This window comes from Sedimentibacter sp. zth1 (genome assembly GCF_017352195.1).
Classification (GTDB): domain Bacteria; phylum Bacillota; class Clostridia; order Tissierellales; family Sedimentibacteraceae; genus UBA1535.
On sequence record NZ_CP071445.1, the window covers coordinates 1,228,252 to 1,251,853 of the forward strand.

A 23,602-nucleotide genomic window follows, 5' to 3' on the forward strand; every position below is an offset into this window, starting at 1 on the left:
TAAGGCTATATGCCTCACTTGGTGGTCTGTATAATGGATATGAATACACGTTTCTTCCTTCCTGTCTATTATTTATTATTTTATACTAGCGTATATATTGTTATCTTAATTTATCACTATAATAATATCATAAATACTATAATTAGCAACATTAAATTTAAGAGTTAATTAAGCAAAAAAACATAATAAAATAGCAGGTAATTTATTAAAAACTATCCTGCTATTTTGCTTTTTTCTTCTTTGTTAACTCATCAACAAAAACTGATGGAACATATGGAGCTATAATATTTAATTTTTCTTTTGCTCTTGTTAGCCCTACATAAAAAATTCTTCTTTCCTCTTCTAACGATTTCAAATATTCTTCAACTGATTCTTTTCGTCTATCTGGTGGAAATTCTCCATCAATATTGTCTATGAGGTAAACTATATCGTACTCAAGTCCTTTTGAGCTATGTATAGAGGACAAGGTTATTGCTGAATTTCTATTTTTAGATGATTCAGTTAATATACCTTGCAAACTATTAATCTTATCTTTAAATTCTTGTATATCTCTACAGTAGCCTGCAATTTCGTCAAGTATTTCAAGAATAATCAACGTAGATGACAAATTGTTTCGACCATCGTCATCCAGTTTTTCAAGATAACCTAGATACTCTAAATCTCTTTTTATGAATTTTATGATATCTTTCGGAGGTAGCTTTTCTAATTTTCTTATATCATACTCAAAATTTTCAATCCTATCTAACATATAGTACTGTAAATTCGGACACCTTTTTAGTATAGAAAATACAGATAATTTATCATTATCATAGTTCAAAACAAAATTGCACATATTTTTATTAAAGTAAGTATAGCTTTTATAATATATTCTTGAAAATGCATCTCTATCTTTGCTGTTTATAGCAAGATTTATAAATGAAAGCACGTCATATAGTACAAAGCTTTTAAAAAATTTTGTTTTATTATCTTTTATATAAAAACTAATATTATTCTCATAAAGTGAATTTGCAATTATCAAAGAAGAAATATTGTTTCTGTACAAAATACCAATGCTTTTGCCAGTTGTTTCTTTAATTTCTCTAATAATATATTTGCATTGTACTGCTCTACTAGTTGCTTTTATGATTTTCACTTCGTTTTTGCATTCTTTTATTGCTTCTATTGGTTTTTTATATCTTGTAGTATTATTTTCTATAAACCTTTTTGATATTTTAACTATATTTCCATCCGAACGATAATTATTGCTTAGATAAAATACTTTACCATCTTTATAAATATTATTAAAATTCAACATATACTCTGGAAAGCTTCCTCTAAAAGAATATATTGATTGGTCATCATCTCCAACCATAAACAAATTATTACTTGAAATTTGTCTTATAATAGCATGTTGAATTTTCGAAGTATCTTGCATTTCGTCAATTTGTATAAAATCATATTCATTGATTAGTTTATCTTTATAATAACTAACCTTAGATAAAAGCTTATATCCGTAATGTAATATATCATCAAAATCCATCAATAAATTTTTTCTCTTAAACTCATCATATTTTAAGCATATATCTTTTAAATTTTTCACATCAAAGCCATAGGTATCAATATCATCATAAGAAATCATCATATTTTTAATAAAACTTATCTTTGATACTATATTTTCAATTTCATCATCATTTACAGTACTAAAATATTCTCTTGAATATTGCTCTTTAAGTATTTGCCCAATAATCTTAAAGTTACTATCTAATAAGGTAAATTTTATGTTTTTCTTTCTGAAATAATCTAATATAATTTTATATAAAAAAGAATGAATAGTCGAAAAATATGTTTTGCTTCTAAAGCTATCATCAAAAACAAGGCTGAATCTACTCTTCATATCTTCAGCCGCCATTTTTGAAAATGTTATAGTTAAAATTTTCTTTTTTGAAATCTTTTCGTATATAAGTCTACCTGTTCTGGCAACTATAACTGTCGTTTTTCCAGAGCCTGCTGTAGAAAGTACTAATGCATTACCTTGATTAAAGCTAACAGCCTTTTTTTGCTCAGGATTAAGTTTTATTTTCTTATTTGTTTCTAAATACTCAAAATAATTCATATCATAATCTAAAAGTTAAAAAACTTTTAATATCCTTTATTACTGGTTAATTAATTTACTTTAAAAAAATTATACTTTATTTTTTTAGAAAAATATTGCTAACCCCGATGCTACTACTGATAAAACCATTAGAGCTGCTAGTATAAAGCAAACAGCTTTTTTCATTTTTTGCATACCACCGTACATAAAATAACCTCCAAACAATTTAATTTAAACTATATTTGTTATATCCCATAAATTATCAATTACATAATCTATTAAATATTTTCCTTTTAATTTATCAGCTCCTGAATGCCATCCAGTAAGTGCTGATAGAGTGCTTGCATTGTTTGCACACTCCATATCAAACTTTGAATCACCTACATAAAGTGTGTTTTCATTGCTTACACCTAATAAAGTCATAGCTTTCATTAGTGGTTCTTTATGTGGTTTATGATTTTCAGTATCATCAACTGAAATAATCACTTCAAAATATTGATTAATTTTTAATTCTTTCAAAGCATTTAAAATTGAATTTCTCATTCTAGATGTAACTACTGCCAATTTTATTTTTCTGTTTTTTAAATATTCTAATGTTTTTATTGCATTATCAAATAGTTTTACATCTATACTAAATTTCTCAGATTGATATTTTTTATATTTGTCAAATACTTCTTCAAAAGGTTCTTTGAATTCTCTTTCAATGGTTGTTTTCAATGGTTCCCCAAAAAATTCACTGATATACTCAGATGGTTTTTCTTCACCTTGAAACAATTTATATACAGCTTGAAAAGAATTTAGTATAAATTCAGAAGTATCCGCTAACGTTCCATCAAAATCAAAAATTACTGCTTCTATCATTATAATCTCCAATTAATTAGTTTTCATTGTCAATGCAATTCTTTGTCTTTCAATATCTATTGATTTAATTTTAACAGTTACGTTATCGCCAACCTGCACTAATTCAAAAGGATGCTTTATGTATTTTTCAGACATTTCTGAAAGATGAACCAAACCATCATTTTTTAATCCTATATCTACAAATGCACCAAAATCGACAACATTTCTAACAGTACCTGATAAAATCATTCCTTCTTTTAAATCTCCAATTTTTAATATGTCGTTTCTAAATATAGGCTTTGGCATTTCATCTCTAACATCACGACCAGGCTTCTTAAGTTCAGCCACCATATCAATTAATGTTGGTACACCAATATTAAATTCGTCTGCTAATACTTTTATTCTTTCATCAAACATTTCTTTAGCAGATTTCTTTTCTTCTTTAACTTTTAATATTGCTAATGATTCAAGACCTTTCAATCTTTTACCATTTGATACAATTTTCGAGCTTTTATTTTTTTCTTCTATTTTCAAAGTTGCTATTCTTTGATTAATATCTCTAAGTCTACTTTGTTTAACATCATCTATTGTATAATTTAATCTTTTTAAAAGAGCTTTTGCAGTTTCATACGATTCTGGGTGAACAGAAGTTTTGTCTAAAGGATTTTCTCCATCGGAAATTCTCAAGAAACCTGCACATTGCTCAAATGCTTTTTCTCCTAATTGTTTAACGTCAATTAATTGCTTTCTATCAGAAAATTTGCCATTCTTTTCTCTGTATTTAACCACATTTTTTGCAACTGATTTTGATACACCTGAAACATACTGTAATAATGCTGTAGAAGCTGTATTTAAATCAACGCCTATGCTATTTACGCAATCCTCTACAACTCCATCAAGCGCACCACCCAACTTATTTTGATTTACATCATGTTGATATTGACCAACACCTATGCTTTTAGGATCTATTTTAACAAGCTCAGCTAAAGGATCTTGTAATCTTCTCCCTATAGATATTGCACCCCTTATAGTAACATCTAAATCAGGATATTCCTCTTGAGCTAATTTTGAAGCTGAATAAACTGAAGCACCAGCCTCACTAACTATTGTATAAGTAACTTTTTTATCAATTTTACTTAACATATCAGCTACAACTTTTTCTGTTTCACGAGAAGCAGTTCCATTTCCTATTGTAATTATATCAATGTCATATTTATTAATCCAATCCGTCATTAGCTTTTGCGACTTTTCGACTTCATTTCTAGGCTCATTTGGGTATACAGCACAGTAATCCAATAGTTTACCCGTACCATCAAGTGCAGCAAGTTTACAACCTGTTCTAAAGCTTGGATCTACAGCAAGAACATTTACATCTTTAACTGGTGATATCAAAAGAAGATTTTTAGTATTTTTACCAAATACTTTTATTGCTTCTTCTTCAGCTTTATCAGTTAATATATTTCTAACTTCTCTCCCAATTGAAGGAGCAATAAGCCTTTTATAGCCATCTTCTATAGCTGATTTGTAAAACTTAAATGTTGACGCATTGTCATTATTAATTTCTTTTGTCAATAGATAATCTACTATTCTATCATCAGGAGTTTTAAGCTTAACTTTAAGCTTTTTCTCACTTTCTCCTCTATTTATAGCTAACACTCTATGATTCGCAATTGTTTTTACAGTTTCTTCATATTTATAATACATTTCATAAACTGTTTTTTCTTCTTCATCCACTGCTTCTGTAAAAATAGTACCATCTGCTAAATAAATTTCTCTGATTTTTTTCCTATACTCCGCATTATCCGAAACTTTTTCAGCTATAATATCCATAGCTCCAGCAAATGCTGCCTTAGTATTTTTGACTCCCTTGTCTACATCTACGAAAGGTCTAGCCATATCATCAAAATCTTCAGAAGTAGAATTTTGTTCTAAAATTATTAGCGCCAGTGGTTCTAGTCCTTTTTCTTTTGCTTTTGATGCTCTAGTTGATTTTTTTTGTTTAAATGGTCTATATAAATCCTCTAGTCTCTGAAGAACTTCTGCTTTTAATATTTCATTTCTCAATTCTTCAGTTAATTTTCCTTGTTCATCAATTAATCTTATAATCTCAACTTTTCTATCTTCTAAATTTCTAAGATAAATTAGTCTTTCATACAAATCTCTTAAAACAACATCATCTAAAGAACCAGTTTGCTCTTTTCTATATCTCGCAATAAAAGGTATAGTATTACCTTCATCAATTAATTTTACTGTATTTTCCACCTGCTGAAGTTTTAAATTAAATTCTTTACATAATAAGTTTATTATTTCCGACATCTTAATTCTCCCTTGTTAATAATTGCCTTTATTTACAAATACTTTTGTATTTCAAGTATTCATTAATAAATACATCTAAATTTCCATCCATAACAGATTGCGTATTAGCTATTTCTGTATTTGTTCTATGGTCTTTTACTAAACTATATGGATGAAAAACATATGACCTTATTTGGCTTCCCCAAGCTATTTGATTATATTTTCCTTGAATATCTTCTATTTTTTCTTTATGCTCAGTTTCTTTTATCTCAATAAGCTTGGCTTGTAGCATTTTCATTGCAAATTCTTTATTTTTGTGTTGTGATCTTTCATTCTGGCACGAAACAACTACACCAGTTGGAATATGCGTAATCCTTACAGCTGAATCTGTAGTATTTACAGACTGACCACCTGCACCACTCGAACGAAAAGTATCAATCCTTAAATCCGATTCATTTATATCAATTTTATCGGTATCCGCAATTTCTGGCATAACATCTACTGAAGCAAATGAAGTATGACGTCTATTATTTGAATCAAAAGGCGAAATTCTAACTAATCTATGCACACCTTTTTCACCTTTTAAATATCCATATACATTATCACCTGTTATAAGAATAGTAACACTTTTTATACCAGCTTCAGTATCTTTTAAAATATCCAGCATACTTATTTTATATCCATGAGACTCTGCCCATCTATTATACATTCTTAGTAGCATTTCAGCCCAATCTTGGGCCTCAGTTCCTCCAGCACCAGAATGTATAGATAAAATAGCATTATTATGGTCATATTCGCCATTTAACAGTGTTTTTAGTTTCATAGCTTCAAGCAACTTATCAATAGATTTCATTTCTTTGTTTAATTCTTGTACTTGACTTTCATCGTCTTCTTCTTTTACTAAATCCAATAACAACTCAAAGTCTTCAACTTGAGATACCATATCTTCATATTGCTTTAAAGTATCACTATTGTACTTCAAATTTTGAGATATTTGCTGTGCCTTAGCTGTGTCATTCCAAAACTCAGGACTTTGCATAAAATTTTCAAAATCTGCGTTATCCTCTTTTAACTTTGGAATGTCAAAGGGAAACACCTACCTCTTCTAAGATTATTTTAAATTTTTTCAATTTCTCAGTGAACTCATATAAATCAATCAAAATATCAACTCCTTAAATCTATTCATTTTTACCACAACATTTTTTGTATTTCAATCCACTTCCACATGGGCACAAATCATTACGACCAATTTTTTTCTCTTTTCTAACAACAGGCTTTTTCTTAACTTCACTATTTCCACTAGAATTAGTTCCAGTTATTTTAGCAACCGCTTTTCTTTGCATTTGTTGTTGAGGCATTACTCTAAATAACATTTTAACTGTATCATTTTTGATATTTTCAATTAATTCCTCAAACATATCATATCCTTCAACTTGATATGCTCTAACTGGGTCTTCGTTTCCAAATGCTCTTAAACCAATTCCTTGTCTAAGCTGATCCATTGCATCAATATGATCCATCCAAAGTGTATCTACACATCTTAACAGAACAATTCTTTCAACTTCTCTAAATTTATCTATACCAAATTCTTCTTCTTTTTTAGAATATATTGTGTCAGCAACTTGTCTGATCATTTTAAAAAGCTTATCCTTAGTCAAGGTTTCTATGTTTTCAATTTTCATATTGTAATTAATTGAAAATATCTCGCTTATATAAGCCTTTAAGCTTTCAAAATCCCATTCCTCAGGATATTTATCATCAGAAGTATACATTGCTATACCCTTATTGATTAAATCGTCTATCATACTGCTGATATTATCTTTAAGATTTTCACCAAGAAGTACTTTTCTTCTCTCAGAATAGATTACTTCTCTTTGCTTGTTCATTACATTATCATATTGAAGTACATGCTTTCTTATGTTAAAGTTTCTACCTTCAACTCTTCCTTGAGCAGTTTCAATAGTTTTTGTTAACATTTTATGCTCTAATGGTTCATCTTCTGGCAATTTCAACGTTTCAACTAGCGTTCTTATCCTATCTCCAGCAAACAATCTAATTAAATCATCTTCTAAAGAAATAAAGAATTTAGAAGCTCCTGCATCACCTTGTCTACCAGCACGACCTCTTAATTGATTATCAATACGTCTTGACTCATGTCTTTCAGTACCAATTATATATAAACCGCCTACTTCTTTAACCTTATCTTGTTCATCCTTAAGATCTTTTTTAGCTTGTTCTAAAAGCTCTTTATATACTTTTCTAACTTCTAAAACTTCTTCATCCTGAGATTCATTGAAACTATCGCAAACTGAAATCAACTCTTCACTGTAGCCTTTAGCTTTCATTTTATGCTTAGCTAAAAACTCTGGATTACCTCCAAGAACAATATCTGTACCTCTACCAGCCATATTCGTTGCTATTGTTACAGAACCAAATCTTCCAGCTTGAGCAACTATATCAGCCTCTTTATCATGTTGCTTTGCATTTAATACTTCATGAGTAATTCCATCTCTTTTAAGCGTTCTACTTATAAGTTCAGATTTTTCAATTGAAATTGTACCAACTAATATCGGTTGACCCATTGCATGTTTTTCTTTAATTTCATTTACGATTGCTTTGAATTTTCCTTCTTCAGATTTATAAACAACATCTGTTTTATCATTTCTAATAACAGGTTTATTAGTAGGTATTTCAATTACGTCAACACCATATATTTCCCTGAATTCTTCTTCTTCTGTTTTTGCTGTACCGGTCATACCTGAAAGTTTGTTATACATTCTAAAATAATTTTGAAATGTAATTGTTGCTAAAGTTTTAGATTCTTTTCTAACCTCTAATTTTTCTTTAGCTTCAATAGCTTGATGAAGACCATTAGAATATCTTCTACCATACATAAGTCTTCCTGTAAATTCATCAACTATTATTACTTCTCGGTCTTTAACTATATAATCTGTATCTAATTTCATAGTATTGTGAGCTTTTAATGCTTGATTGATGTGGTGTGTTATTTCCATATTCTCAGAATCAGCTAAGTTTTGAACATGGAAGAAATTTTCTGCTTTTTCTATACCTTTACTAGTTAATGTAACGTTTTTAGCTTTTTCATCAATTATAAAATCAAAATTGTCTTCTTCTTCATCAACATTGCCCATTAAATAATCCATCTTTGTTTTTTTATCTTCTGGAGTTTGAATTTTACCTTTAAGATATTTAACAAATGTATCTGCTAATGTATAAAGACTTGTAGATTTTTCTCCGTCTCCTGATATAATAAGAGGTGTTCTTGCTTCATCAATAAGTATACTATCTACTTCATCGACAATACAGAAGTTTAAATCTCTTTGAACCATTTCTTCTTTGTGAATAACCATATTATCTTTTAGATAGTCAAATCCAAATTCGTTATTTGTTCCATATGTTATATCAGCATCATAACTATCACGTCTTTCTTTTGAGGTTATTCCATGTATTATACAACCAACAGTTAATCCTAAAAAGTTATAGACCTTTCCCATCCACTCTTTTTGAGTTTTTGCAAGATAATCATTTACAGTAATAACATGTACACCTTTACCCTCAAGTGCATTTAAATATACCGGTAATGTAGCCACTAATGTCTTACCTTCACCAGTTTTCATTTCTGCTATTCTTCCTTGATGTAAAACTACTCCACCAATAAGCTGTACTCTATATGCTTTTAAGCCTATGGTTCTACATGCAGCTTCTCTAACTGTTGCAAAAGCCTCTGGTAAAATATCATCCTTAGTTTCACCATTTTGCAATCTTTTTTTAAATTCATTAGTTTTTTCTTTTAGCTGTTCATCTGTCATACTTTTATAATCATCTTCTAATTCAATAATTTTATCAACTATTGGTTCGATTCTTTTTACTTCTTTTTCGCTATATGAGCCAAAGATTTTTTCAAAAATGTTTTTCATTTAACTCTCCTTAATATTTTATATTATGAATGTATATATTAAAGTTTAAACTTATTTAGATGCATTATATCCTGCAATATATCCCGAACTCCATGCAAATTGTAAATTAAATCCACCACAATCACCATCAATATCCAGAATTTCTCCTGCAAAATATAATCCTTTTACTTTTTTTGATTCAAATGTGTTAATATCTATATTTTCTAGTGAAACTCCACCAGCTGTCGTTTGAGCTTGATTCCATCCATTATGACCTATAACTCTAAATTTCCACTCTTTAAGTATATTTACTATAGAGTAAATTTGTTTCTTATTAAGTTTCGAGTAAGTTAAATCTTTATAATTATTCAAAGCTTCTGACAATACCACTGGTATTAGTTTTTTGTTGAGTAAACCAATAAGAGTATCAGCTAAACTTCTATCCTTCAATTTTATAAACCTTTCTTTTAATAGTTCAAATAGTTCATTTTTTGATAAATTTGGAAAGCTATCGACTTGAAGATATACTTTTTGACCAGTATTTAATTTTTCTATAGTTTCTCTACTCAATTGCAATACTGGTGGACCTGATATACCATAATCAGTAAATAATATTTCTCCATCTTCTTTTCTTATAACTTTACTATTTACGAAAGAAGTAACCGCACCTTCATATCTAACACCAGAAATTTTTTTAAGAAATACTGATTCTAATTTTAATTGTACTAATGCTGGAAACGTTGTAACAGTTTTATGACCTAAGCTATCTGCCATTTTATATCCATCACCACTACATCCAAATTGAGAACCTGCTCTCCCACCTGTACATATAATTATTTTATCTGCATTGTATATTTTATCATCAGTAATTATATCAAATTGACCTTTTGATTTTCTTAAATTCCTAATATTACATTCTGTCAATTCTTTTACATTGTGTTTTACTGCCTCAAGTCTTAGATTATCTAAAACACTTGAAGCTTGTAATGAATAAGGATATACCTTTCCACTTTCATCAAAATAAGGATAAATACCAATATCTTCAAAAAAGTCAAGAGTATTTTGTACACTAAAAATATCCAATACATCATTTATAATATCTACATTTTTGCCGTGATAATTATTTACTGACGTATTAATATTTGTATAGTTACATCTTCCATTGCCAGTTGCAAGTATTTTTTTACCTACTCTATTCGATTTCTCATAAATTGTTACATCTGCATTATTTTTTGCAGCTACGATAGCCGCCATCAATCCAGATGCACCACCACCAATGATAGCTACTCTTGTTTTCATATAATCTCCTATTCAGTTATTTTGCAGGCTTATATTTTTTCATAATAGACTCTGCAACTTTTAAACCATCAATTGCAGCAGACATAATTCCTCCAGCGTAGCCAGCACCTTCACCGCATGGATATATTCCTTTTATACTGCTTTCAAAATTTTCATCTCTAATAATTCTTATTGGAGATGATGTTCTAGTTTCAACACCTGTAAGTATAGCATCTTTTCTATTATATCCCTCTATATAATTTCCAAACGCATTAATACCCTCAACTAAGCTCTCACATACATAATTAGGTAAGCATTCTCTTAAATTTGCAAATACTACACCTGGTCTGTAGGTAGGATATATTTTTCCAAAGCTTTTTGATAGTACATTATTAGCAAAATCTCCAAACAATTGAGCTGGAGCATTGTAATTTGAGCCTGCTATCTTATATGCAAGTCTTTCATATTTTCTTTGAAATTCTATACCTGCAAGCGGACTATCTGAATCAAAATCCTCTGGATTAACAGTAACTATAAGAGCACTATTAGCATTTTCTAAATCTCTGTCATGATAACTCATTCCATTAGTTACAACTCCTTCAGCTTCTGATGCAGCACCAGTTACCATTCCACCCGGACACATACAGAAAGTATAAACGCTTCTTCCATTTTTACATTTATGAACAAATTTATAATCTGCCGATCCAAGCTTTGGATTATTAGCCATTTCTCCATATTGTGCTTCATCTATCATGCTCTGTGGGTGTTCAATTCTAACTCCTATAGCAAATGCTTTTTGCTCTAATGTAACTGATTCATTTAACATTTCAAATGTATCTCTAGCACTATGCCCTATTGCAAATATAGCTACATTTGCATCCAATATGTCATTTTGTGTTATTAATCTCGTAAGCTTATTGTCTTTTGAGCATATGTCTAAAACTCTTTCCTCAAATCTAAATGTTCCACCAAGCTCAATAATTCTCTTTCTAATATTAACCAATATATTTCTTAGTATGTCTGTCCCTATATGGGGCTTATTTAAGTACCTAATTTCTGATGGAGCACCTGCTTTTATAAACTCCTCTAAAACCTTTTTTCCTCTTTTTGATCTATCTTTTATTAAAGTATTTAATTTACCATCTGAAAAAGTACCCGCACCACCTTCACCGAACTGAATATTTGAACGTTCGTTTAGTATCCCAACACTCCAAAATTTCTCTATATCTTTAACTCTTTCTTCTACCATTTTACCACGTTCGATGATAATTGGCTTATATCCTTTTTCAGCTAGCAATAAGCCACAAAACAATCCAGCTGGTCCGCTTCCAACAATTACTGGTTTGTTTTTAAGTTCTGTTTCTCCAGTAATTTCTACATTATATAAAAATGGTTCAACAACTGTAACACTTGTATTTTTCTTTGGTATTTTTATTTCTTCATTTAATTCTATGTCAACTGTATATATAAATAGTATTTTGTCTTTTTTTCTTGCATCAATTGATTTTCTAAATATTTCAATGCTCTTTATTATATCTTCAGAAATTTTCAATGTAGAAGCAATTTTTGCCTTTAGGTCTTTTTCACTATGGTCAACAGGCAATTTTATCTGTTGAATTCTAAGCATTTTGCACCTCTTTCAAAAAATTAATAATGTTTTTTCAACTTTACTATTATAACACAATACTTCTACTTTTACGAATAATTTTTTTGTTTAAATAAAGCTATTTGCTATGCATTGACAATTTATCCTGTTTTTCTTCTTAAAAACAAAATGCTTTAGTAGGATATTGTTTTTTATTAAATTTTCAATAGATGCATATAATAATAATACAAATTTCAAAGAAGGTAAATATGAAAAATATTAAGAACAAAACTATATCAATCGTATGTATGTTAATTTCAGCTTTGTCATTTTCAATTATTCAATTTTGTGTAAAAATAACACCAAATATTTCATTAATGCAAAAAATATTTGCAAGAAATTTTTTTAGCCTTATCTTAGCTTTTTTTATACTTAAAAAAAATAAAATTTGTTTACTAGGTAAAAAAGAAAATCAAAAATACCTTTTATTTAGGTCTATCTGCGGTTTATTAGGTGTAATATTATTTTTTTACGGTGCAATGATGGTTGATTTATCAGATGGTGCAATATTAAATAAACTTTCTCCTTTTGTGATTATTATACTTGCTGCTATATTTTTAAAAGAAAAAATCAAAAAATTTCATATAATTGCATTTCTTTTAGCTCTTATTGGCTCATATCTAGTTATAAAGCCTAAATTTGACTTTTCAATAATACCTTATACTATATTGGTGATATCAGCAATACTGTCTGGAATTGCGTTTACATCATTAAGAGCTTTAGGCGATAAAGAAAACACATATACAATAGTATTTCATTATTCATTAATTTCTGTAGTTAGTAGTATTCCATTTGCTTTTTTAAACTTAAATTTTGAGAACTATATAAATATTTTAATATTATTAGGTGTAGGTATATTTGCATGTGTTGGACAAATAGCATTGACTTATGCTTTTAAATTTGGGAAAGCATCGGAAGTTTCTATATATGACTATTCAAATATTATTTTTTCTACATTGCTAGGTTATTTTTTTCTAAATGAAACACCTGATATTTGGGACATGATTGGTGGTTTTATAATTATACTTTCTTCCATAATAATATATATTTTCAGTAAAAAGCGAAATATTTAATCAAAAAAACTGAAACCTTATGAGAATAAAGTTTCAGTCTAAGTGTATAATTTAAATAGGATTGTTTTCAATAGGACTTGATAATATAATGTATGTTTCAGTGTTACCGTAAGATTGAACTTTACCTACTAATTCTTCTAAATGAGCCATTTCTGTCAAATACGCTTTTAAAATCATACTATATGGTCCAGTTACATGATGGCATTCAACAATTTCCTTTGATTCCTTAGCAAATTTTAAAAATTTATCTTGTTTTTCTGGTTTAATAGCTGCATTAATAAGAGCGCATATTGGTTTTCCTACCTTACTATTGTTTATAATAGCTTTATATCTCTCAATGATACCTGCTTCTTCTAATCTTTTAACTCTTTCTGCAACAGCAGGAGGACTTAATGAAACAGTTCTTCCCAAATCTTTCATAGATATTCTTCCATCTTTTTGTAGAATATCAACTATTCTTAAATCTGTAATATCCAAAATACTCACCACCTTATTAAATTAATTGTTTGTTTAAATATTGTTGTTTAATTTAGATTGATAATAAAAATAACTAATGTTTATTATGTACATATTAGCTATTACATGATATTATAGCTATAGTCATATTTTTTATATTATAACATAATTATATTAGGTAAATCAAGTAATAACTTATTTATTAAAGTTCAGTTTCTGATATTTATTAGGATATAATTAATTAGATTTATTTTGTAAAAATAGTACTAATAAAATATAAATTTATTAAATTTATAAAAGAAGGGAGTAAATTAATGACAAAAGTTAGAATTACTGAAACGTCTTTACGTGATGGTCATCAATCTCTTATTGCAACTAGATTGTCCAGCAATGAAATATTACCAATAGTAGAAGAAATGGATAAAGCCGGATTCTATTCAATGGAAGTATGGGGAGGAGCTACTTTTGACTCATGCTTAAGATTTCTTAACGAAGACCCTTGGGAAAGACTTCGTAAAATTAGAGCTAAAACTAAAAATACTAAACTTCAAATGCTATCAAGAGGTCAAAATGTATTAGGATACAAACACTACGCTGATGATATAGTTGAAATGTTTTTAAAAAAAGCAATATCTGAAGGTATTGATATAGTAAGAGTATTTGATGCTTTAAATGATATTAGAAACTTAGAAAAATCAATTAATACAATAAAAAAAGAAGGTGCTCATTGTCAGTGTGCAATTTCTTATACAACTAGTCCAATACACACTAAAAAATTCTATATTGATTTAATTAAACAATTTGAATCTTGTGGTGCTGACTCTATTTGTATTAAAGATATGTCTGGTATTTTATTACCATACGATGCTTATGGGCTTATAAAAGATATCAAAAAGGTTACAAATTTACCTATTGAATTACATAATCACTGCACAAGTGGTATAGCTCAAATGACTCTTTTAAAAGCAATAGAAGCTGGTATTGATATAATAGATACAGCAATTTCTCCATTATCTTCTGGAACAAGCCAACCAGCTACTGAATCGATGGTTTATACTTTAAAGGGCACTGAATATGATACTGGAATTAATACAGAATGTTTAAGCAAGATAGCTGATTATTTCAAACCAATTATGAACAAATATGTTGAAAATAAACTTCTTGTTCCAAAGGTATTGATGACAGAGCCAAAAACATTAAAATATCAGGTTCCTGGTGGAATGATGTCAAACATGATTTCTCAAATGAAGCAACTTAACGCTTCAGACAAATATGAGGATGTTTTAGCAGAAATTCCAAGAGTAAGAGAAGATTTAGGATATCCACCGCTTGTAACTCCATTAAGCCAAATGGTTGGAACGCAAGCTGTATTCAATGTTATATCAGGTGGAAGATACAAAATAATCCCTACTGAAATCAAAAAATATGTTCAAGGATTATACGGTAGACCAGCTGTTAAAATTTCTGATGAAATTACTAAAAAAATTATTGGAGATGAAAAAGTTATCACTCAAAGACCAGCTGATTTATTAGAACCTGAATTTGATAAAAACAAAAAAGCGATTGGAGATTTAGCTGAATCGACAGAAGATATATTATCATACACTTTATTTCCACAAGTTGCTAAAGATTTTTTAGAAAAAAGACGTTTTGATGAATTTCAAAACTCTGAAAGAGGAACCATTTAATTTTTATTTAATCGAATTGTGGACTGCATAAACAAATTTGTTTGTGCAGTTTTTTTATGCAATAAAGCAAACTATCTTACTAAAAGAAAAAATATATCTATTGTTCACTATATTTTTCTTCTATATTTACTTTTAGTTTTTTTATTTTATCTTTTATTGACATTTAAAATGTATTTAGATAATATAATATCATATCGAAGTTAAAAGGCTTTTAATAAATGCTTTTTAAACAAAAACTAATTAAAATAGGAGGATATATGAACAACGGAATATTTACTATTAATGATTTTAAAAACGAACCAATATTAAATTACAGTATTGGAAGCAAAGAAAGAAAAGAATTAGAGACAAAATTAATGGAACTAAAAAATAATAATATAGAAATCCCACTTATTATAGGTGGTAAAGAAATAAAAACAAATAACACAAAAAAATGCATAATACCTTATGACAAAAATAAAAGTATCGGCTTTTACCATATTGCAGGAGAAAAAGAGATAAATATGGCTATAGAAGCAGCAATGGAAGCTAAAGAAAAATGGCAAAACATGAACTATGATAGAAGAATGCTAGTATTTTTGAAAGCTGCTAAGCTAGCATCTACAACTTGGAGAGCTACACTAAATGCTGCAACTATGTTATGTCAAAGCAAAACCTTTTATCAAGCTGAAATTGATTCAGCATGTGAATTAATTGATTTTTTCAATGCTAATTGCAAAGCACTTTGTGACATATATAAAATGCAACCTATGAATGGAGTTGACAGTGTAAATAGAGTTGATTATAGACCTTTAGACGGATTTGTATATGCAATTACACCTTTTAACTTTACTGCAATTGCATCAAACCTAATATCAGCACCAGCAATGGCTGGAAACACAGTTGTATGGAAACCTGCATCTTCTGCTGTTTATTCAGCATATGTTGTACTAAAACTATTACAAGCAGCTGGCCTACCAGATGGAGTAATCAATTTTATACCTGGAAATGCCAGTGAAATAAGCAATATAGTTATGGAAAATGAAAATCTTGCTGGAGTACATTTTACTGGATCAACAAATGTTTTTAACTCAATGTGGACAGCTGTTGGTAAAAATATATCTACATACAAAAGCTACCCTCGTTTAGTAGGGGAAACTGGTGGAAAGAACTTCTGTATGGTTCATAATACTGCTGATATTGATACAGTAGTTGCTGCGCTTATAAGAGGTTCATTTGAGTACCAAGGACAAAAATGCTCTGCAACCTCAAGAGCATATATTCCTGAAAGCATGTGGACTAAAATAAAAGAAAAGCTTATATCTGAAATTTCTACAATAAAAATGGGAGATGCAGAAACAAGAGAGAATTTAATGTCAGCAGTTATTGATGAGAAATCATATAAAAAAATAAAAACATATATAGAGTATACAAAAAATTCAAGTGAAGCTGAAATCATATGTGGTGGAAAGTATGATGACTCTATAGGATTTTTTGTCGAACCAACTGTTATAGTTACAACTAATCCCTATTTTAAAACAATGATAGAAGAAATTTTCGGACCAGTATTAACGATTTTTGTTTATGATGATAACAGTTTTTATGAAACTTTAGATAATTGTGCAAAATCAAGTAAATATGCTTTAACAGGTTCAATTATATCAAATGACAAAAACGTATTAAATAATGCAGAAGATATTTTACAATTTTCTGCAGGCAATTTATATATTAATGATAAAAGTACAGGCTCAGTTGTAGGTCAAAATCCATTTGGTGGTTCAAAAGCATCTGGTACAAATGATAAAGCAGGAAGTATTATAAACATGCTTAAATGGGTAAGTCCTCGTAGTATAAAAGAAACTTTTACACCTACATCAAATTATAGATATCAAAATATGTTATAAAATATATAATAAACAGTCGTATCATAAAAAATAATGATACGACTGTTTTAGTTTTAATAATATTTATTATTTTATTCTTTTTAATATTTCACATAAGTAATTAAAAGTACGTTCAACAGATCCAATATCTAAATGTTCATTTGGTGAATGAATATCTTCCATATTTGGTCCCATAGATATAGCATCAACCAATGATTTGCATTTTTTAAGTAAATAACCACATTCAAGTCCAGCGTGTATTGCTACTACTTCTGCATCCTTGCCTGTAAATTCTTTGTATGTTTCAGCACATATATCTCTTATCTCTGATTCTTTAGCATATTCCCAACCTGGATAAAAATCTCCTGCAGCATATTCAACATTTAAATATTTTGCTAATTGTCTCATAGAAGGTTCAAAACTATCTGTCAATAAAGACATAACAGAACTTCTAGGATGACAATTGATACTAACATAATTATCATCAGTTGTTACAATACCTAAGTTATTAGATGATATAACTAAATCTATAACTGTACTCTTAGACAACACTCCTATTGGAACTATGTTAATACAAGCTATAATTTTCTCAGCAACTTTTTTTGATAAAACTTGTTTTTCATCTTTTGTATTTTCAACAGTTATAACTACATTTGCATCACTGAATGTATATTCATTTTTAATAATTTTATCCCATTTGTCAACTTTTTGTTTCAATGAATCTATATTATTAGTTTTTACAACAGCTTTTGCTTCTCTAGGTATAGCATTAGGTTTAGAACCACCATTGAAGCTAACAAGTTCAATTTCATCTAATAAATCAAATAGTACTCTTGCTAATATTTTATTTGAGTTTCCTTTTTCTTTATCAGCATCTCCACCAGAGTGTCCACCTGCTAACCCACTAACTTTAATTAAACATGTATTACTTAATTTTGATTCTACCTTTTCTGATGGTACTTTAAATTCTATATCAGCCCCACCAGCGCATCCTGCAGTTAGAATACCTTCTTCCTCACTATCAAGGTTAATAAGATGTTTTGCTTTTATCATATCACCATCTAGCCTTTGAACACCTGTCATGCCCATTTCTTCATCAACAGTTATAAGTGCTTCTAATGCTGGGTGTTGTATTTCATCTGAATCAAATATAGCAAATATCATAGCAACAGCAATTCCATTATCTGCACCAAGTGTTGTTTCTGTAGCATATATTTGATTATCGATAATTCTTAATTTTAGTGGATCTTTAGAAAAATCATGGTTTATGCCTTCATTCTTTTCACAAACCATATCCATATGACCTTGTAACAAAATCATAGGAGCATTTTCGTATCCTTTAGTTGCAGGTTTTCTGATTATTAAATTTAAAGCTTTATCCTGAATAACTTCCCAGCCTTTATTTTTACATAAATTAAATAAATAATCTGATATTTGTTTTTCATGTTTTGAACCATGAGGTATTTTAGTTAATTCTTCAAAATAATAAAATACTTTTTCTGGCTTTAATCCTTCTAATACATTTTTCATAGTGAATCTCCTTTACTTTTATGCTAATTTAGCATGTTGTTTAATGAAATTTATTTTATTCAATTCTTCCAATTCTATTAAATGGGAAAAATCTAAACACAGCTCTTCCTCTAACTTCACTTTTATTTATAAAAGGTTCATTCCAATATCTTGCATCTTTTGAAACAGGTCTATTATCACCTAAAAAGAAAAAACAATCTTCAGGAATAATAAATGTTTGTTCTCTACAAGGCGTTGTTGTTGGAACAGCATATGGTTCATAAAGCTTAACATCGTTAATGTAAACATCACCATTAGATTTTATATCTACTTTTTCTCCAGGTAATCCAATAAGTCTTTTTACCAATAACTTATCTAATTCCTTCGATTTAAATACCAATATGTCTTCTCTTTCAACACTATCTACGTCCATAATTTTATTTACATACAACCTATCCTTTGGCATAATCGTTGAAATCATTGAACCAGTAGGCACTGTTACAAGTTGGAAAACAAATGCATTTAGTAGCAATACAATAACTAATGCAATTAATGCCGGTACCACCCACTCTTTTACAAAATACTTCATGTAATTTTACTCCCCTATTTATTTTTATGTAACTATTAATTTTGCAACTTCTGCCTATTAAAATATTTCTTATAAAAATATTAGACTTAATCATATATAGATATTTTACTTTGTATAATAATTTAAAGTCAAATTAATTTGTTCCAATTATAGCTACTACTTCTATTATAAAGGATTTATAACTTTTTACAATATTAAATTTGAAATAAAATATAATTTATATTAATAGACTGTTATACAATTATAGTATAACAGCCTAATCCATTACAAATATTGTCTAATATCAATTGAAAGTTTTTCTTCTATTGAGCATAACTTTTTAGCAATATTTTTTACCTTTTCTTCCGCTGCTTTGTATTTATTTAAATATTTATTTAATGATTTAACTCCCATATTGCAACCATCTGTAATTAAATCAGCTACTGTTGAATCAGATTCATGCAATGAGCATGAAATATTAGTTTTCATCCATGACATACTTTTTGCTATAACACTTGGTTCTTTGTCTTCATCATGATAATCATTTAAAATCTCATGAGTATCATCATTAATCATAATATTCTCCATTTCATTTTTTATTATATTTTGCATTTCTAAAAAATATATGCGTTTTAATCTTTCTTAATATGAATATTATTTTTAATATCGGTGATAATATTAGTACGGTGGTGATTATCATGAAGACAAAACAAAAAGCTGATATAAATCTTTATCCTCATTTTCTAAAGGATAGTAAAGTTTATATACCTTCAGAACAAGAAGTTTTAGATGAGAAAAAAGAAGTTGACGCGAACCAAAAATAATTTCCACTAAACATCAAAGGTAACTGTTATAGAAATTAACAGTTACCTTTTCTATTTTAATTATTTACTTTTCTGATTTTAAAAAAATATATAATAACACATATTAAATAGTTTATTATTATACCCACATATATTCCATTTAGCCCATATAAATTAGCTAATGCAAATATCCATATTATAGATGTAATTGAAATTATAGATGTAATTTTCAAAACAAATTTTTCGTGTCCTATTCCCTGTAAAAAACATTTTAAAATCTGTAAAATTGAATTAATAATTTGTATTATGATAACTAGCCAAAATATTTTAGTTGATTTTTCAATTAAATGTCCATCTTTTGTTATAAAACCAAAGGTAAGTTTCGGATTAAATATAACAAATATACATAACAAAGTGATTAAAAAAACAGTTTCAAAAGTAGCGATAGTTAAAATTTTATTTGATATTTCTTTTTTATTATATTGTATAGCTAATGTCATTGATGACTGTGCAAATGCAAATGCAGGAAGAATTATAAGACTACCTATGCTTTCGAGTAAATTAAATGATGCAATATCTGATACACTTAATCTTGATACAATAGCCATAAGCATCATTACAAAAACAGTTGCTTCGATAAAATCCTGAAATAATAATGGTACATACAATTTAAATAGCTTTTTAATACAACTGCCATCAAATGAAAATACAAATTTTAATTTATATTTTTTAATGAGAACAAAAATATATACAAGTATACCTGCAACCAAACCAATTACGCTACCATATGCTGCGCCCTTTACACCAAACTCTTTAAATCCAAATTTTCCGTATACCAAGCTAATATCAAAAAATATATTTATAACTGTCGCTACAAATGTACTATAAAATGAAACTTTTGTGTTTTGCTGATTTCTAAAATAAACAGAAAATATAAAAGTAGCCAAATTTAAAAGTACAGTAAATGAAGAAATATAAAAATAGTCTACAGAAAATACAGCTATTTCACCTTTTAACCTATAAGCATTTATAAAGAGTTCTTTCCCAAATACCAATGCTATTACTATAAATAAAAGTCCTATAGCAATTGAAATAGTCATCACTACATTAAATAGTTTGTTAAATTTCTCATCATTATGTTCTGACTTTAATTTCGCTGCCAATATATTGTATGCAACAGATATAATTCCTAATGTACCTGTTAAAGTATATATAATTTTTGAAGCAATACCAACTGCAGCAAATCCCGTAGTTGAATATCTTCCAACAATAGCTTTGTCCAAAACCTCAAATAATGTTAACAGAATATAATTCAAAAGTATTGGTAAAGCCATGTTATTTATTAATTTTGTATAATTTTCTTTTTCTTTAATCATTATATCTCACTTTCTCTTATTTATCTTTATGATAAAAGAGAATAGTTTCATGCCTATCCTCTCGATAGGCTGAATACAAACGCATTATTCATTGATTCACTTCCTTAATTAGCAAAGTACCTACTTGCTTAATTAGGTACTTTGCTTTAAAATTATTTATTTCTAATATTAAATTACTATTATTTCTTTAGAAGCATGGTTAATTACTTCTCTACCATTATCAGTAATAACTACTAAATCTTCTATTCTAATACCAAATTCACCTACTCTGTAAATACCTGGTTCTATACTAAATGCCATACCTTTTTCAAGTTTTCTTTTATTACTTTGCTTGATGTATGGAGCTTCATGTATTGAATATCCAATACCATGGCCAAGTCTTGTAATAAATGTTGATCCATATCCTGATTTTTCGACAACATCTCGTGCTGCTTTGTCTATATCAGGTATATACGCGCCTTCAACGGCCTTACTTTCACCAGCAATATTGGCTTCTAAAACATATTCATACATTTTTCTTTCTTCCTCTGTCACTCCACCAATAAATATTGTTCTTGTCATATCAGAACACATGTTATTGTATACACATCCAAAGTCCAATAAAAGAATGTCTTTTTTCTCAATCACTCTTTGATTTCCTGGATAATGAGGAAGTGCTGAATTTGATCCTGAACAGATTAATGTAAATCCAGGTTGAGCACCCTTTTCAATAAAGGTTCTATCAATAAAGTTTGCTACATCGACTTCTTTCATGCCAGGTTTTACAAATTTTAAAATTTCTAAAAACGTTTCATCTGTTATTTGAGATGCTTTTCTTAAATTTTCAATTTCTTCATTAGTTTTTATTATTCTCATTTCTTCAAGCATTGGTTTACCATTAATAAATTTGACATCTAAGTTTTCCATTATATCAAGTATCAAGCATGCTCTCTCAGTTGAGTTTACTCCTATAGTTTTACCTATTAATCCATTCTCTTCGAATGCCTTATTGACTGTATCCATATATCCGTCACCGTCAAACCAACCATAAACCTTGATACTTTCACCTAGAACTTCTTGGATTTCTGCAGCTGTCAATAAATTACATACATAAAAATATTCTCCAGTGTTTTTGATAATTAGAGCTTGAAATCTTTCACACAAATGTGTATTGTGTCCAATCAAGAATTCCATTTCCTCTGATGGACATATAAGCATCGCATCAAGCTTTTTTTTCTTTAAAATATCTACTAACTTGTTAATATACTCTTTTCTAACCATAATATCCTCCAATTTTTGTATTATGCTTTATTTTAAACACCCACTAATAAATGATATATTTTGATAATCATTATCTTTTACTAGTTACTTATCTTCTATCAGACATAGACGATTAAGTTTAGTATACCTATATTAATATATTCAATTGGTACACCTTCTATATTAATATATTCAATTGGTACACCTTCTATTTTAACACATTCATCAATTACGTCAATAACCATTATAACATCTTTATTATATTTTTTAACTGACTTTTCAAACCTATATTTGCACATACACTTATATTTTGTATACACTCCTTGTTCTAATAGAATATATTAATATGAAGGAGTGTTTTATTTATGGCTATAGAAAGTAAAAATCCAACTAATAAAGAATGTATTAAATATATAACTGATAAATCTAATCAATTAGGGATACCTGCTCGTCTATCCCTTGCAACTGCATGGATTGAAAGTGGATTTACGCAGTTCGATTATTTAGGCAATACTCTTAGAAATCCTACTTCTAATGACTTCGGAATTATGCAAATAACTATAGGTGCAAAAATGTGTATGTCAGACTGGGGGTATATAAGTAATAAGGACTGGGATAGATTACTTATAGATTGGAAATTTAATATTGATATAGGACTATCTGAACTTAAATCATGCTATGAACTATCCTGTAATTCAACCGAAGAAATACAAATAGGATGTAAACATTTTAATGGAATAACTACTGAAGATTGTATTGCAAGGGCTACATACAGTGCCTATAACGCAGGACCTAACAACATAAGCAGATATAGAACACCCTTTATTGTTTTAACTAGTAAAACTGAAAAGCCTTATATTTATGAAAACAGATATGATTATAGGGACATTAACTTCTGGACTATTTATTCTTGTAAGTCTTGGGAAAAAATTGTAATATAATATTTTCAAAAAAAGTTGCTTTACAAGCTATGTAAAGCAAC

19 protein-coding genes are annotated in these 23,602 nt (G+C 28.5%); 5 read left to right on the forward strand and 14 right to left on the reverse strand.

Annotated elements, in window-relative coordinates:
- Positions 1 to 220 precede the first annotated feature (220 nt).
- From JYG23_RS06205 to JYG23_RS06235, 7 genes are all read right to left on the reverse strand, one after another.
- Positions 221 to 2,092: an ATP-dependent helicase gene (locus tag JYG23_RS06205; RefSeq protein ID WP_207237620.1), complete on the reverse strand. Its 1,872-nt coding sequence runs from the start codon at positions 2,090 to 2,092 to the stop codon at positions 221 to 223.
- Positions 2,093 to 2,302: 210 nt separating this feature from the next.
- Positions 2,303 to 2,932 (reverse strand): HAD family hydrolase, encoded by a 630-nt coding sequence (locus tag JYG23_RS06210; protein WP_207237621.1) that lies wholly within the window; start codon positions 2,930 to 2,932, stop codon positions 2,303 to 2,305.
- Positions 2,933 to 2,944: 12 nt separating this feature from the next.
- Positions 2,945 to 5,227, reverse strand: coding sequence for a Tex family protein (locus JYG23_RS06215; protein ID WP_207237622.1), 2,283 nt, complete (start codon positions 5,225 to 5,227; stop codon positions 2,945 to 2,947).
- 28 nt (positions 5,228 to 5,255) lie between these two features.
- Positions 5,256 to 6,366 (reverse strand): peptide chain release factor 2 gene (prfB, locus tag JYG23_RS06220; protein WP_207237623.1). Its coding sequence is split into 2 segments (ribosomal slippage): positions 5,256 to 6,290 and positions 6,292 to 6,366, totalling 1,110 coding nucleotides; the frame shifts between segments, so codons are not numbered across the junction.
- An 18-nt stretch (positions 6,367 to 6,384) separates the two neighbouring features.
- Complete coding sequence (gene secA, locus JYG23_RS06225) at positions 6,385 to 9,144, reverse strand: preprotein translocase subunit SecA (protein ID WP_207237624.1); 2,760 nt, start codon at positions 9,142 to 9,144, stop codon at positions 6,385 to 6,387.
- A 51-nt stretch (positions 9,145 to 9,195) separates the two neighbouring features.
- A complete protein-coding gene (locus JYG23_RS06230; RefSeq protein WP_207237625.1) occupies positions 9,196 to 10,422 on the reverse strand; it encodes an NAD(P)/FAD-dependent oxidoreductase in 1,227 nt (408 codons plus the stop codon).
- A gap of 16 nt (positions 10,423 to 10,438) precedes the next feature.
- Entirely contained in the window at positions 10,439 to 12,028 is a 1,590-nt protein-coding gene (locus JYG23_RS06235; protein WP_207237626.1) for an NAD(P)/FAD-dependent oxidoreductase, read from the reverse strand.
- Between the two features lie 227 nt (positions 12,029 to 12,255).
- Between JYG23_RS06235 and JYG23_RS06240 the strand changes: the two genes are divergently transcribed.
- Positions 12,256 to 13,119 (forward strand): DMT family transporter, encoded by an 864-nt coding sequence (locus tag JYG23_RS06240; protein ID WP_207237627.1) that lies wholly within the window; start codon positions 12,256 to 12,258, stop codon positions 13,117 to 13,119.
- A gap of 51 nt (positions 13,120 to 13,170) precedes the next feature.
- Here JYG23_RS06240 and JYG23_RS06245 read toward each other — a convergent pair whose 3' ends face one another.
- The gene (locus JYG23_RS06245; protein WP_371818632.1) at positions 13,171 to 13,605 is read right to left on the reverse strand and encodes an Lrp/AsnC family transcriptional regulator; all 435 of its coding nucleotides are present in this window, start codon (positions 13,603 to 13,605) and stop codon (positions 13,171 to 13,173) included.
- 284 nt (positions 13,606 to 13,889) lie between these two features.
- Between JYG23_RS06245 and JYG23_RS06250 the strand changes: the two genes are divergently transcribed.
- Both JYG23_RS06250 and pruA read left to right on the forward strand, forming a co-directional pair.
- The gene (locus JYG23_RS06250; RefSeq protein WP_207237629.1) at positions 13,890 to 15,263 is read left to right on the forward strand and encodes an oxaloacetate decarboxylase subunit alpha; all 1,374 of its coding nucleotides are present in this window, start codon (positions 13,890 to 13,892) and stop codon (positions 15,261 to 15,263) included.
- Between the two features lie 257 nt (positions 15,264 to 15,520).
- Complete coding sequence (pruA, locus tag JYG23_RS06255) at positions 15,521 to 17,146, forward strand: L-glutamate gamma-semialdehyde dehydrogenase (RefSeq protein ID WP_207237630.1); 1,626 nt, start codon at positions 15,521 to 15,523, stop codon at positions 17,144 to 17,146.
- Positions 17,147 to 17,212: 66 nt separating this feature from the next.
- Here the strand turns inward: pruA and JYG23_RS06260 are convergent, their stop codons facing one another.
- The 3 genes from JYG23_RS06260 to JYG23_RS06270 form a co-directional block, all read right to left on the reverse strand.
- Positions 17,213 to 18,655 (reverse strand): aminoacyl-histidine dipeptidase, encoded by a 1,443-nt coding sequence (locus JYG23_RS06260; protein ID WP_207237631.1) that lies wholly within the window; start codon positions 18,653 to 18,655, stop codon positions 17,213 to 17,215.
- A 55-nt stretch (positions 18,656 to 18,710) separates the two neighbouring features.
- Positions 18,711 to 19,223: a signal peptidase I gene (gene lepB, locus JYG23_RS06265; protein ID WP_207237632.1), complete on the reverse strand. Its 513-nt coding sequence runs from the start codon at positions 19,221 to 19,223 to the stop codon at positions 18,711 to 18,713.
- 264 nt (positions 19,224 to 19,487) lie between these two features.
- Positions 19,488 to 19,814, reverse strand: a complete 327-nt coding sequence (locus JYG23_RS06270) for a hypothetical protein (protein WP_207237633.1) — start codon at positions 19,812 to 19,814, stop codon at positions 19,488 to 19,490.
- A gap of 86 nt (positions 19,815 to 19,900) precedes the next feature.
- Between JYG23_RS06270 and JYG23_RS06275 the strand changes: the two genes are divergently transcribed.
- Positions 19,901 to 20,026 (forward strand): DUF3787 domain-containing protein, encoded by a 126-nt coding sequence (locus JYG23_RS06275; RefSeq protein WP_207237634.1) that lies wholly within the window; start codon positions 19,901 to 19,903, stop codon positions 20,024 to 20,026.
- Positions 20,027 to 20,082: 56 nt separating this feature from the next.
- Here JYG23_RS06275 and JYG23_RS06280 read toward each other — a convergent pair whose 3' ends face one another.
- The 3 genes from JYG23_RS06280 to JYG23_RS06290 form a co-directional block, all read right to left on the reverse strand.
- Positions 20,083 to 21,381, reverse strand: coding sequence for an MATE family efflux transporter (locus JYG23_RS06280; RefSeq protein ID WP_207237635.1), 1,299 nt, complete (start codon positions 21,379 to 21,381; stop codon positions 20,083 to 20,085).
- Positions 21,382 to 21,549: 168 nt separating this feature from the next.
- Positions 21,550 to 22,641 (reverse strand): Xaa-Pro peptidase family protein, encoded by a 1,092-nt coding sequence (locus tag JYG23_RS06285; protein WP_207237636.1) that lies wholly within the window; start codon positions 22,639 to 22,641, stop codon positions 21,550 to 21,552.
- Positions 22,642 to 22,739: 98 nt separating this feature from the next.
- Entirely contained in the window at positions 22,740 to 22,919 is a 180-nt protein-coding gene (locus JYG23_RS06290) for a hypothetical protein (RefSeq protein WP_207237637.1), read from the reverse strand.
- A gap of 66 nt (positions 22,920 to 22,985) precedes the next feature.
- On the opposite strand from JYG23_RS06290, the gene JYG23_RS06295 reads away from it, so the two are divergent.
- Positions 22,986 to 23,561: a transglycosylase SLT domain-containing protein gene (locus tag JYG23_RS06295; protein WP_207237638.1), complete on the forward strand. Its 576-nt coding sequence runs from the start codon at positions 22,986 to 22,988 to the stop codon at positions 23,559 to 23,561.
- Positions 23,562 to 23,602: the final 41 nt, after the last annotated feature.

What these genes read in the sequence shown, in the direction of transcription:
- JYG23_RS06285 (WP_207237636.1), bottom strand. Translation starts at nt 22,641, where the DNA reads ATGGTTAGAAAAGAGTATATTAACAAGTTAGTAGATATTTTAAAGAAA.
- pruA (WP_207237630.1), top strand. Translation starts at nt 15,521, where the DNA reads ATGAACAACGGAATATTTACTATTAATGATTTTAAAAACGAACCAATA.
- lepB (WP_207237632.1), bottom strand. Translation starts at nt 19,223, where the DNA reads ATGAAGTATTTTGTAAAAGAGTGGGTGGTACCGGCATTAATTGCATTA.
- JYG23_RS06270 (WP_207237633.1), bottom strand. Translation starts at nt 19,814, where the DNA reads ATGCAAAATATAATAAAAAATGAAATGGAGAATATTATGATTAATGAT.
- JYG23_RS06280 (WP_207237635.1), bottom strand. Translation starts at nt 21,381, where the DNA reads ATGATTAAAGAAAAAGAAAATTATACAAAATTAATAAATAACATGGCT.
- JYG23_RS06290 (WP_207237637.1), bottom strand. Translation starts at nt 22,919, where the DNA reads ATGTGCAAATATAGGTTTGAAAAGTCAGTTAAAAAATATAATAAAGAT.
- JYG23_RS06295 (WP_207237638.1), top strand. Translation starts at nt 22,986, where the DNA reads ATGGCTATAGAAAGTAAAAATCCAACTAATAAAGAATGTATTAAATAT.
- JYG23_RS06250 (WP_207237629.1), top strand. Translation starts at nt 13,890, where the DNA reads ATGACAAAAGTTAGAATTACTGAAACGTCTTTACGTGATGGTCATCAA.
- JYG23_RS06230 (WP_207237625.1), bottom strand. Translation starts at nt 10,422, where the DNA reads ATGAAAACAAGAGTAGCTATCATTGGTGGTGGTGCATCTGGATTGATG.
- JYG23_RS06240 (WP_207237627.1), top strand. Translation starts at nt 12,256, where the DNA reads ATGAAAAATATTAAGAACAAAACTATATCAATCGTATGTATGTTAATT.
- JYG23_RS06210 (WP_207237621.1), bottom strand. Translation starts at nt 2,932, where the DNA reads ATGATAGAAGCAGTAATTTTTGATTTTGATGGAACGTTAGCGGATACT.
- secA (WP_207237624.1), bottom strand. Translation starts at nt 9,144, where the DNA reads ATGAAAAACATTTTTGAAAAAATCTTTGGCTCATATAGCGAAAAAGAA.
- JYG23_RS06275 (WP_207237634.1), top strand. Translation starts at nt 19,901, where the DNA reads ATGAAGACAAAACAAAAAGCTGATATAAATCTTTATCCTCATTTTCTA.
- JYG23_RS06235 (WP_207237626.1), bottom strand. Translation starts at nt 12,028, where the DNA reads ATGCTTAGAATTCAACAGATAAAATTGCCTGTTGACCATAGTGAAAAA.
- JYG23_RS06260 (WP_207237631.1), bottom strand. Translation starts at nt 18,655, where the DNA reads ATGAAAAATGTATTAGAAGGATTAAAGCCAGAAAAAGTATTTTATTAT.
- JYG23_RS06205 (WP_207237620.1), bottom strand. Translation starts at nt 2,092, where the DNA reads ATGAATTATTTTGAGTATTTAGAAACAAATAAGAAAATAAAACTTAAT.
- JYG23_RS06215 (WP_207237622.1), bottom strand. Translation starts at nt 5,227, where the DNA reads ATGTCGGAAATAATAAACTTATTATGTAAAGAATTTAATTTAAAACTT.